The 11,137-nt window shown below is 73.0% G+C and carries 8 protein-coding genes; 5 read left to right on the plus strand and 3 right to left on the minus strand.

All coding sequences use genetic code 11. The annotated features are described in order from the left end of the window. Window positions 1-33: 33 nt before the first annotated feature. Both E6W39_RS39060 and E6W39_RS42635 read left to right on the plus strand, forming a co-directional pair. On the plus strand, window positions 34-438 hold the full coding sequence (locus E6W39_RS39060; RefSeq protein ID WP_181799077.1) for a condensation domain-containing protein: 405 nt from the start codon (window positions 34-36) through the stop codon (window positions 436-438). Beyond that, entirely contained in the window at window positions 387-6,713 is a 6,327-nt protein-coding gene (locus tag E6W39_RS42635) for an amino acid adenylation domain-containing protein (RefSeq protein WP_181799078.1), read from the plus strand. The genes E6W39_RS39060 and E6W39_RS42635 overlap by 52 nt, the downstream gene beginning before the upstream one ends. A gap of 183 nt (window positions 6,714-6,896) precedes the next feature. Here E6W39_RS42635 and E6W39_RS03760 read toward each other — a convergent pair whose 3' ends face one another. Further along, a complete protein-coding gene (locus E6W39_RS03760; RefSeq protein WP_141632249.1) occupies window positions 6,897-7,340 on the minus strand; it encodes a universal stress protein in 444 nt (147 codons plus the stop codon). A gap of 246 nt (window positions 7,341-7,586) precedes the next feature. Between E6W39_RS03760 and E6W39_RS03765 the strand changes: the two genes are divergently transcribed. Further along, window positions 7,587-8,813: a PP2C family protein-serine/threonine phosphatase gene (locus E6W39_RS03765; protein ID WP_141632250.1), complete on the plus strand. Its 1,227-nt coding sequence runs from the start codon at window positions 7,587-7,589 to the stop codon at window positions 8,811-8,813. Between the two features lie 76 nt (window positions 8,814-8,889). Here E6W39_RS03765 and E6W39_RS03770 read toward each other — a convergent pair whose 3' ends face one another. Together E6W39_RS03770 and E6W39_RS03775 are read right to left on the minus strand one after the other, a co-directional pair. Next, a complete protein-coding gene (locus tag E6W39_RS03770; protein WP_141632251.1) occupies window positions 8,890-9,069 on the minus strand; it encodes a hypothetical protein in 180 nt (59 codons plus the stop codon). Then, on the minus strand, window positions 9,066-9,506 hold the full coding sequence (locus tag E6W39_RS03775; protein ID WP_220140155.1) for a carboxymuconolactone decarboxylase family protein: 441 nt from the start codon (window positions 9,504-9,506) through the stop codon (window positions 9,066-9,068). Before E6W39_RS03775 ends, E6W39_RS03770 begins: the two co-directional genes overlap by 4 nt. Window positions 9,507-9,896: 390 nt before the next feature. Between E6W39_RS03775 and E6W39_RS03780 the strand changes: the two genes are divergently transcribed. Next, window positions 9,897-10,778: an SCO6745 family protein gene (locus E6W39_RS03780; RefSeq protein WP_141632252.1), complete on the plus strand. Its 882-nt coding sequence runs from the start codon at window positions 9,897-9,899 to the stop codon at window positions 10,776-10,778. A gap of 44 nt (window positions 10,779-10,822) precedes the next feature. Then, window positions 10,823-11,035, plus strand: a complete 213-nt coding sequence (locus E6W39_RS03785) for a hypothetical protein (RefSeq protein WP_141632253.1) — start codon at window positions 10,823-10,825, stop codon at window positions 11,033-11,035. Window positions 11,036-11,137 lie beyond the last annotated feature (102 nt).

Here is an 11,137-nt window from a genome sequence, read left to right on the forward strand (position 1 = left end):
GGACGCTGGCTGGCCCTACTGCGCATCCACCACATGGTCCAGGACCACACGACGATGGAGGTGCTCCTCGACGAGCTGGCCGCCTTCATGACCGGCCGCGCCGACCGGCTGCCGCAGGCGCTGCCGTTCCGCAACTTCGTGGCGCAGGCCCGCCTCGGCGTGTCGCGCGAGGAGCACCAGCGGTTCTTCGCCGGCCTGCTCGGGGACGTCACGCAGACCACGGCCCCGTTCGGCCTGCTGGACGTGCACGGCGACGGCAGCGGCGTGGACCTGGCACGACTGGCGGTCGACCAGCGCCTGGCCGACCAGGTGCGAGCCCTGGCCCGCCGACTGGGAATGAGCGCGGCCCCCTCTTCCACCTCGCCTGGGCGCGGGTGCTGGCGGCGGTGTCGGGCCACGACGACGTGGTCTTCGGTACGGTGCTGTTCGGCCGGATGAACGCCGGTGCCGGCTCGGACCGGGTGCCCGGCCTGTTCATCAACACCCTGCCGGTGCGGGCCCGGACCGGCGACGCGGGCGTGTCGTCGGCATTGACCGGGATGCGGGACCAACTGGCCGAGCTGCTGGTGCACGAGCACGCCCCGCTCGCCCTCGCACAACAGGCCAGCGGTGTGCCAGGCGGCAGTCCGCTGTTCACCTCCATCCTCAACTACCGCTACCGGCAGGTGGTCGAGCAGCCCGGCGCCGGGCTCACCGGCATCACGCTGCTGAGCTCCGACGACCACACCAACTATCCGCTGAGCGTGTCCGTCGACGACGACGGCGAGGGATTCTCGCTGACCGTCCAGGCGGTCCGGGTGGCCGCCGACGACGTGTGCGTGCTGCTGCACACCGCCCTCGCCGGGCTGGCCACCGCCCTGGAGGCCGCCCCGGACACCCGGGTGGCCGATCTGCCGGTGCTGGACCCGGCAGCGCGGCACCGGCTGCTCACCGAGTGGAACGAAACGAGCCACCCCGAGAGCGATGTGACACCACACCAGTTGATCGAGGCGCAGGTCGCCCGGACACCCATGGCCACCGCCCTGCTCTTCGAGGGTGCCGAGCTCTCGTACGCCGAGCTGAACGCACGGGCCGAGCAGGTGGCGCGCGGGTTGGCCGACCGCGGGATGGGTGTCGAGTCGGTGGTCGCGGTGGCGCTGGACCATCCGGTTCGGCGGACGATCGCGATGCTCGCGGCCTGGAAGACCGGCGCTGCCTACCTCCTGCTGGATCCGCAGGGCCCGGCGGACCGGACCGAGTCGGTCCTCGCCGACCTCGCGGCCGCCGGTACCCCGCTGCTGGTGCTGGACGAGGCGCAGCTGCAAGCCGTTCTGGACGGCGCTCCGCACTCCGGCGCGCCGCGCCCCGCGGCGCTGCCGGAGCACCTGGCCTGCCTGCGGGTGACGGCGCGGACCTCGGCGACCGCGGCTGCGAACCGCAGTGTGGTGAACAGGTGGGCCTGGCTGGGAGAAGAGTGCGGCCTGTCGTCGTCGGACCGGGTGTTCGCGGTCGACCCCTCCTCCCCCGAGTTCCTGCGGCCGCTGGCCGAGGGTGCCGCACTGGTGCTGTCCCGACCGGCCGGGTACCTGGCCCCGGCCCGCCTCGCGGCCCTGCTGCGCGAGACGGGGGTGACGGTCGCACACCTGACCGGCCCGCTGCTGGAGCTGCTGGTGACCGAGCCCGCGGGCGCGCGGTATCCGGGCCTGCGGGCGGTGTACTGCGCCGGTGACGGGCCGACGGCCGCGACACGTGATCGGTTCCTCGAAAGCTCCGGTGCCCGGCTGTCCACCCTGCTCGGGGCGACGGCCGCGCGCTGCGAGGCCGGCGACGGCGCGCTGGTGCCGATCGGCCGACCGCTGGCCAACACCAGGGTCTACGTGCTGGACGCGGCGCTGCGGCCGGTGCCGGTCGGCGTCGAGGGCGAGCTGTACGTCGCGGGTGCCGGCCTGGCGCGCGGGCTCACGGGCGGTGCCGCCCTGACGGCGCAGTGGTTCGTGGCCTGCCCGTTCGAACAAGGAGGAAGGATGCACCGCACGGGCGAGCGGGTGCGGTGGACCGCGGACGGTCGTCTGGAGCATCTCGGCGGTGCGGACGAGCGGGTGGTGATCCGCGCGGTGCCGGTCGAGCCGAGCCAGGTTCGGGGCGTGCTGACCGGTCACCACGCGGTGGCCCAAGCGGTGGTGGTCGAGCGGGACGGAGCGCTGGTCGGGTACGTGGTGCCGGCCGGCGTCGGCGCCGCACTCGACGACGCCGCACTCGAGGAGCTGCGGGCGCATGCCGCCGACCGGTTGCCCGAGCAGGCGGTGCCCGCGGTGCTGTCGGTGCTGGACTCGCTGCCGTTGGCCCCGGACGGGAGCCTGGACCGCACCGCGCTGCCCGTACCGGACGCCCGCTCGGCAGCGGAACCGGCACGGCTGCGCGGTCCCGCCACCGTGCAGGAGGAGATCCTGTGCCAGGGCTTCGCGCACGTCCTGGGCCGGGAGGGCGTCGCCGTGGACGACAACTTCTTCGCGCTCGGAGGCCACTCGCTGCTGGCGGTGGCACTGATGGAGTACCTGCGGGCCTACGGCATGTCGATCTCCATCCGCGCCCTGCTGCGCAACCCGACACCCGCGGGGCTCGCCGCGGTGGCCGGTCCGGCGCAACTGGTCGTGCCGCCGAACCTGGTTCCCGACGGCGCCGAGGAGCTCACACCCGAGATGCTGCCGCTGGCCGGGCTCACCGCGGCCGAGCTCGACCGGGTGGTCGCCCAGGTACCGGGCGGCGCGGCCAATGTCGCGGACGTGTACCCGCTCGCGCCACTGCAGGAGGGGCTGGTCTTCCACCACCTGATGTCCGGTCAGGACGGTGGCGAGGCTGATGTGTACGACGCTCCGACGGTGCTCGGCTTCGACACCCGGGAGCGGTTGGACGCACTCCTGGCGGCGCTGCAGCAGGTGGTGGACCGGCATGACGTCTACCGCACGGCGATCGTGTGGGAGGGGCTGCGGGAGCCGGTGCAGGTGGTGCTGCGCAGGGCGGAGCTGCCGGTCCGGGAGCTGGAGCCGGGCACCGCGGGTACGGACCCGGTGGAGCGGTTGCTGGCCGCCGGCGACACCCGGATGGACCTGCGCCAGGCCCCGCTGATCCGCGTCACCACGGCCGCCGAGCCCGGCAGCGGACGCTGGCTGGCCCTGCTGCGCATCCACCACATGGTGGGTGACCACACGACCGAGGCCGTGCTGCTCGACGAGGTGCGCGCGTTCATGTCGGGGCGGGGCGGGGCGCTGCCGCAGCCGTCGCCGTTCCGCAACTACGTGGCGCAGGCCCGCCTCGGTGTGTCGCGCGAGGAGCACCGGCGCTTCTTCGCCGAGCTGCTCGGGGACGTCACGGAGACGACGGCACCGTTCGGCCTGCTGGACGTGCACGGCGACGGTCGCGACATCCGGCAGGCGCGGCTCGACATCGACGGTGAGCAGGCCCGTCTGATCCGCGAGTCGGCCCGCCGGTACGGGGTGAGCCCGGCCACCGTCTTCCACCTGGCCTGGGCGCGGCTGCTGGCAGCGGTGTCGGGGCGCGACGACGTCGTCTTCGGCACGGTGCTGCTCGGCCGGATGAGCGCCGGTGCGGGCTCGGACCGGGCACCCGGCCTGTTCATCAACACCCTGCCGATGCGGGTGCGGGTCGACCGGGTCGGTGTGGCCTCGGCATTGACGGGCGTCCGGGACCAGTTGGCCGAGCTGCTGGTGCACGAGCACGCGCCACTCGCGCTGGCACAGGGCGCCAGCGGTCTGCCCGGCGGCGAGCCGCTGTTCACGTCGATCTTCAACTATCGGCACAGCGATGCCCCGAGTGCGAACACGGCCCCGGGAGTGGACGGCATCACGGTGCTGGCCTCGCGAGACCTGACCAACTACCCGCTCGCCGTGTCGGTCGACGACCGTCGAGCGGGGTTCACGGTGACCGCCGAAGCGGCGGCGCCGGCCGATCCGGAAGCGATCGGCGAGCTGCTGCGGCTGGCCGTCACCAACCTCGTCACTGCGATGGCCGAGGCTCCCCGGTCCAGGCTCAGCGCGGTTCCGGTCCTCGGCGCGGAGGAAGCCCGACGGATGCTCACCGAGTGGAACGCCACGGGGCGCGGCCTGCCGGCGGCGACCGTGCCGGAGCTGTTCGCCGCACAGGCCTCGCGAACGCCGGACGCGGTGGCCCTGGTGGCTGATGGCATCCGGCTCAGCTACCGGGAGTTGGACGCGCGGACCAACCGGTTGGCGCGGCTGCTCATCGGCCGGGGCGTCGGCCCGGAGGCCGTGGTCGCGGTGTCGATGGAGCGCGGTGCCGAGCTGGTGGTGACGCTGCTGGCGGTGTTGAAGGCGCACGGTGCCTACCTGCCGGTGGATCCGAACTACCCCGCCGAGCGGATCGCGTTCATGCTCGAGGACGCGGCGCCCGTCCTGCTGGTGACGGGCGCGGGGGCGCCGACCGTGGCGTCCGACCTGCCCCTGGTGGAGCTGGAGGCGCCCAGCACGGTCCGGCTCCTCGAGCGGATGGACGACGGCCCGCTGCGCGCGACCGAGTTGCCCGGCCGGCTGACCGTGGACAACGCGGCCTACCTGGTCTACACCTCCGGCTCGACCGGGCGGCCGAAGGGCACGGTGATCCCGCATCGGGCCATCGACCGCCTGGTGCGCCGCGGTGGCTACCTCGACCTGGGTGCGGGCGACGTGGTCGGGCAGTTGGCCTCGGCCTCCTTCGACGCGGCGACCTTCGAGATCTGGGGCGCCCTGGCGGGCGGCGCGACGCTCGCGATCCCTGCGGCCGGGGTACTGTCCGTCGCCGAGCTGCGGGAGTTCCTGACCGTCCGTCAGGTCACTGTCGCCTTCCTGACGACTGCTCTCTTCAACGAGCTGGTCGAGTGGGATGTGACGGCCCTGCAGGGGGTGCGGCAGGTGCTGACCGGCGGGGAGCAGCTGTCCGGGGCGCACTTCCGCAAGCTGCTCGAGCGCCTGCCCGGGGTACGCCTCAGCCATGTCTACGGGCCGACCGAGAACACCACCTTCACCACGGGCCACCTGGTGCGGACGGCGGACCTGGCGGGTGCGGGCGGCGTCCCGATCGGCGGCCCGATCGCCGAGACCCGGGTGTTCGTGCTGGACAGGTCGCTGAACCCGGTGCCGGCCGGAGCGGTCGGGGAGCTGTACGTGGCCGGCGCGGGTCTGGCACGCGGGTACGCGGGGCGCCCCGCCCTGACGGCCGAACGATTCGTGGCCTGCCCGTTCGCAGTGGCGGACCGGATGTACCGCACGGGTGACCTGGTGCGCTGGACCGCGGACGGAGAGCTGGTGTTCGTCGTGCGCGGGGACGACCAGGTGAAGATCCGCGGGTTCCGGGTCGAGCCCGGCGAGGTCCAGGCGGTTCTGGCCGAGCATCCGGCGCTGGCCCAGGTCGCGGTGATCGCCCGCGAGGGCGCCCCCGGCGGCAAGCACCTGGTCGGGTACGTCGTCCCGGCGGCCGGGGTGCAGGCACCGGCCGGGAACGCGGGCGACCTGGCCGGCGCCGTTCGCGCCTTCGCGGCCGAACGGCTGCCCGGCCATCTGGTCCCGGCGGCCGTGGTGGTGCTCGACGCACTGCCGCTGACGGTCAACGGGAAGGTGGACCGCCGGGCGCTCCCCGCGCCGGAGTACGGCGTCACGGCCGAGCCGCCGACCGAGCAGGGGCCGGTGGGCGCGCTCGCGACCGGCATCTGCGAGGCCTTCGCCGAGGTGCTGGGGCTTCCCGCCGTCGGCCTCGACGACGACTTCTTCGCGCTGGGCGGCCACTCGCTGCTGGCGATGTCACTGGTGGAGCGGCTGCGCCTGCGCGGCGTCTCGGTCTCGGTACGCGACGTGGTCGCGGCCCCGACGGTGTCCCGGCTGATGCGGTCCCTGGGCCGGCCGGCCATCGCCGACGCACTCGCGGTGCTCCTGCCGATCCGGACCTCCGGAAGTCGGCCGCCGTTCTTCTTCGTCCACCCGGGAGGAGGCCTGAGCTGGTCCTATGCACCGCTGGCCCGGCACATTCCGCAGGAGCATCCGCTCTACGGCTTGCAGGCCCGCGGGCTCGACGGCGCATCGGGGCTCGCGCCCTCGCTCCGCGCGATGGCCGCGGACTACCTCGCGCAGGTCCGCGCCGTCCAGCCGACCGGTCCCTACCACCTGATCGGCTGGTCGTACGGCGGGATGGTCGCCCACGAGATGGCGGTGCAGGCGAGGGCGGCGGGTGAAGAGGTGGCGGCGCTGGTCATCCTGGACGCCTACCCCGCACCCGCCGCGCAGTCCGCCGACCGCGGCGGGAACGCCCCGGGCGGTCGGGCCGATCAGGTCGAGCAGGCTGCCGAGATCGACCGGGCGAAAGCCGAGGCCCGCGAGCGCCTCGCCGGCGTCGTCGGGGACCTCACCGACTCGGAGCTCGCCGCTGTCGCCCAGGTGGTCGTCAACCACCTCCACCTGCCCGCAGAACACGAGTTCGGCCGGGTCGACTGCGATGCCCTGGTCATCGTGGCCGAGCACGATCCGCGTGCCGACGAGGCGGATCCGCAGGCATGGCGGCCGCACATCACCGGAACGATCACCGCGGCCGGCCTGCCCTGCGATCACGACGCGATGCTGCGGCCCGAGATGCTGGAGCCCCTGTGGAGCACCATCGCGCAGTGGCTGACACGATCCCCCGGTGACCCGCACACCCGGTCACCTCGCGGGCGCGGCGGCAGCGACAGCTGAGCACCGTGTGCCGAGGGTGCGTGCGTGGGCCTGGCCCAGGTCCACGAGCCCCCTACCGTGGCGTCCTGGGCCCGACGGCCCAGGACGCCACCGGCTGAGCGCGTGGACCTTGAGGTCATGACGCACGACGACGCGAACGTGTGCGCGGTAGGAACGAGGACCGTCGGGCAGGTTGACTCTGTTTCAGGACTCGGAAGGTCGGACGACGACGACCGGGCAGTGGGCGTGCTGGACGCAGCTGTGGCTGGTGGAGCCGAGCCGGGTGTCGGGAAGGCCGCCATGACCGTGGCTGCCGACAACGAGCAGGTCCGCACTGCTTGACCGTTCCACCAGCACCTCGGCGGCCTTGCCGGGCAAGGCGCTCTGGCGCACCTGCACCGGGGGCGCGTCCTGGAGGGCGTCGGCCACGGTCGCGGCGAGCGTCTTCCTGGCGGTCGCGTCCTGGTGGGGGTCCTTCGCGTGCAGCATCCAGTCGTACACGGTCGTGGGGTGCCAGCAGGCTATTGCGTCCACGGCGGCGCCGGTGAGATCCGCCTGGCGGATCGCCCATCGCAGGGCCTGGTTCGATGAGGGGGAACCGTCGACGCCGACTACGATCCGGCGTTCTGGACTAGTCTGCTCGTTCATTCTGTCCCACCAGCCTTCAGCACCCATGGCTCCCGCTGCCGGCCGCCAACCGGCCGGCACGGACCGAACCGGGCCATCTACCCGTTGCTTCCAGTATCCGGCGGCCGCGCAGCAGTCCCCAGTCGATCCTGCGTCCCGGCGACTGCCTCGTTCGAGCGGCAGCGCGCCGGGCCGACTTGCACCAGGGGCCGCCAGGGGCCGGGCGTGCGACGGTGGAGGCGTGGAACGCGAGGACTGGGTGTGGACATGAGCGAACCGGCTATCGACTACCGGGCGGTGCTCCAGGCGCTGCCGGGAATGGTGGCGCTGCTGACGCCGGAGCTGGTGTACGTGGATGCCAATGCGGACTACATGCGCAACTCCGGCCGTACCCGCGAGGACTTGGTCGGCCGCTATCTCTTCGACGTGTTCCCGAACAACCCGAACGATCCCGCCGCCACGGGAGCCGGCAATCTCGAGGCGTCCCTGCGCCGGGTCATCGCCACTGGGGAGCGCGACACGATGGCGTTGCAGCGCTACGACGTGGAGTCGCTGCAACGCCCGGGCAGATGGGAGCAGCGGTACTGGAGTCCGATCAACGCTCCGGTGCTGGACGCCGAGGGCCGGGTCGTGCTGCTGGTTCACCGGGTGGAGGAGGTCACCGAGCTGATCCGCGCCCGCGGCCGGGCGGCTGGGGATCGGGCCCGGGTGCTGGAGGCGGAGCTGTACACCCGCTCCCGGGAGCTGCAGGAGGTGAATGAGCGGCTACGGCAGGCCCACGCCCGCGAACGGGAGGTCGCCCTCGCGCTCCAGGACGCGATGCTGCCCGTCCCCCACCTGGCCGATCACCACCAGACCGCGGTGCGCTACCAGCCGGCCGTCGGCGCACTGAACGTGTGCGGGGACTGGTACGACCTCGTCGAGCTGCCCGGCGAGCGACTGGCGGTGGCCGTGGGCGATGTCGTGGGCCACGGTCTGGCCGCCGCCGGCGTCATGGGCCAGCTGCGCAGCGCGCTCAGCGCCGCCTCCCGGGTCTCGGCCGGACCTGCCCAGGCCCTGGAGGCGCTGGGCCTGTACGCCCGATCGGTCAACGGCGCCGAGTCGACCACCGCGGTGTCCGTGCACATCGACTGGCCCGCCCTCTCCCTCACCTACAGCAGCGCCGGCCATCCCCCACCGGCTTTGCTGCGCGAGGGTGGCGCGGTGGCGTTTCTGGACCGGGCCACCGACCCACCTCTGGGCGCCCGGCCCGAGCACGGGTCGCGGCCCCAGGTACGGCAGGAATTCGCCGGCGGGGACACCCTCGTTCTCTACACCGACGGTCTGATCGAACGCCGTGGTGAAGACATCGATGTCGGCCTGGGCCGCCTCGCCCGCTCCCTGGCCACCCACCGCGCGCTCGCACCCGAGCGGCTGGCCGACGCGCTCCTGCACGACCTGCTCCCCGTCGCCGGCGCCACCGACGACACCGCCTTGGTCGTCATTCGCCTGTAGCCGGTCCTGAGCGGCCAGTGACCGCCAGGCGACCGCGGCCGGCCAGGGCGACGAGCAGTCCGACCTGCGGGACGGCTCAGCCCAGGAACCGGACCAGGTCGATCAGCCCGTCCCGCACCCGGTACCCCACCGACACCCGGATCGGCTGCTCGGCCACCCCGTGGGCGATCTCGTGGTCGACGACCCAGTCGCCCGTCAGGTCGTCTGCGTTGTGAGCGGTCAGCCGGCGGTCCACCACCGCGGTCTTCTCGTTCATGCCGGGCTCGCCGCCCCTTCCGCTTCGACGGGCAGCAGCCCGCGCTCGCCGAAGACCTTCTTCGCCACGAACGTCGCGTTCAGGGCCTTGGGGAAGCCGCAGTACACCGCCGAGTGCAGCAGGGCCTCGACGATCTCCGTCGGCTTCAGCCCCACATTGAGCGCCGCGTTGACGTGCACCTCCAGCTGGGGCTCGCACCCGCCGAGCGCCGTCAGCATGCCCAGCGTGACCAACTGGCGGTCCCGCGGCGCCAGGCCCGGTCGGCTGTAGATCTCCCCGAAGCCCCACGCCACCACCTGGTGGCCCAGCTCCGGCGAGATGTCCGCGAGCGAGCCGATGACCTTCTCACCGGCCTCGCCGTCCACCGCACCGAGCACCCTCGAACCCCGCTCGAAGCGGTCCTGGCGGGTCTCCGCTCCCATGTCACCGACGGTCATTCCGTACTCCGTTCCATCTGCTCGATCGAGACGCGCTCCGACGCCGCGTCAGATCCCCGACGCATCCGCCGGCGACCGGGCAACTCCTGCCCGGTCCAAGATCACCATAGGAGTTGGAGCGCACTCTAAGACAAGCCAGCGCGACTACGGCCGACCTGGCAGCTCGGTGACCGCTTGGTCCGGCGAACGCGCAGTCGCCTGGAATGCCGCCGGGCGAACACTCCTCGACCGCCGCGCGTCCTGTCCGGTCCGAAGCCGTGGGCGGCGCCGCATCAGGCCCGCTGACGGGAACTCAACTCGGTTGGTCCGGCGGCTCGATGGCGCGGGTCATCGTGAGGAGAACTCGGGTGAGCCGCGACCGTGCGGGACCGCTGCGAGTACGGTGGCCGCATGACGCTACTTGCCGCTGGTAGGCACTGCCACAACGTCCTCAACCCGCTGCACTCGGTGATCTACTTCGCACCGGAGGCCGAGGCGGAGTTCACCGCGCTGGGCCTGGCCCCGGGCGCGATGAGCTATTTCGCCGGACGGGCGGCCGCGATGGGCCGGGTCGGGCCCGGAGTGGTCGCGGCCACCTTCTACAACTACAACAAGGCGCTGATCTCCCGTCACGTCCCCGCACTCTGGCAGATCGCCGCTCCCGAAGACGTGCTGGCGGCCAGGCTGCGCGCCGTGGTGGCGGCCCAACAGCGAATCCTGGGCGCGGAGTTGCTGGCGTCGGCGGAGCTGGCCGAGGCAGCCGAGCTGGCGCTGCGGGCCGCCGAGGGGTGCACCGCTCCGGGGCGGCCGCTGTACGCGGCGCACGCGGAGCAGCCGGTGCCCGATGAGCCTGCCCCGGCGCTGTGGCACGCGGCCACCCTGCTGCGCGAGCACCGGGGCGACGGGCATCTGGCCGCGCTGCTGGACGCCGAGCTGGACGGGCTGGAGGCGCTGATCAGCCACACTGCCACCGGGAAGGGATTCCTGCCCGAGGCGGCGCGGGCCACCCGCGGCTGGAGCGAGGACGAGTGGGCCGACGGCGAAGAGCGGCTGCGCTCCCGCGGGCTGCTGGACGGCGCGGGCCGGCTGACCGAGGCCGGCGAGCGGCTGCGCCGGCAGATCGAGGATCGCACCGACCGCCTGGCCGTGTCCCCTTACCGTGCCCTCGGCGAGGACGGCGTGGCCCGGCTTACCGAGCTCGCGGGCAAGCTGACGGCGGTGAGCCTGGCCAACGGGGCCTTCCCGGCGGGCGTCTTCGCCGCCGGCGCCGGGCGCGCAAGGGCAACGGAGTGACTGTGCACGGAGGTTGACGAGTCACGCCACCGGTCCTCACCACGATGAACGTCGACCTGTGGGTCAACGGCCAGGGCCTCCCGGTCCGCATGCACGAGTCCACGCCGTCGACGGCCACCGCGCAGTTCGACGTGACGGCCGACTACTCCGACTACGGCACCACCCCGGTCACCGTCACCGCGCCGCCGGCCGGCGACACCACCGACCTCAGCGGCATGCTGAAGGGTGCCGCCGGCTCCGTCGGCGGCACCAGCTGACAACAGGTCGGGTGACCAGGCATGAAAGGGGGGCCTCCCGCATAGCTCGTGGGTGTCGAATCCAACCGAGTAACAGGAGGCCCCTGATGCTGAAGCCTTCCG

This window comes from Kitasatospora acidiphila, assembly GCF_006636205.1.
Taxonomy (GTDB): domain Bacteria; phylum Actinomycetota; class Actinomycetes; order Streptomycetales; family Streptomycetaceae; genus Kitasatospora; species Kitasatospora acidiphila.

Bases quoted from the DNA above. Each gene is read 5' to 3' on its own strand.
- E6W39_RS39060 (WP_181799077.1), top strand. From the start codon at position 34: ATGGTCCAGGACCACACGACGATGGAGGTGCTCCTCGACGAGCTGGCC.
- E6W39_RS03760 (WP_141632249.1), bottom strand. From the start codon at position 7,340: ATGAACGAGCAGACTAGTCCAGAACGCCGGATCGTAGTCGGCGTCGAC.
- E6W39_RS03765 (WP_141632250.1), top strand. From the start codon at position 7,587: ATGAGCGAACCGGCTATCGACTACCGGGCGGTGCTCCAGGCGCTGCCG.
- E6W39_RS03770 (WP_141632251.1), bottom strand. From the start codon at position 9,069: ATGAACGAGAAGACCGCGGTGGTGGACCGCCGGCTGACCGCTCACAAC.
- E6W39_RS03775 (WP_220140155.1), bottom strand. From the start codon at position 9,506: ATGACCGTCGGTGACATGGGAGCGGAGACCCGCCAGGACCGCTTCGAG.
- E6W39_RS03780 (WP_141632252.1), top strand. From the start codon at position 9,897: ATGACGCTACTTGCCGCTGGTAGGCACTGCCACAACGTCCTCAACCCG.
- E6W39_RS03785 (WP_141632253.1), top strand. From the start codon at position 10,823: ATGAACGTCGACCTGTGGGTCAACGGCCAGGGCCTCCCGGTCCGCATG.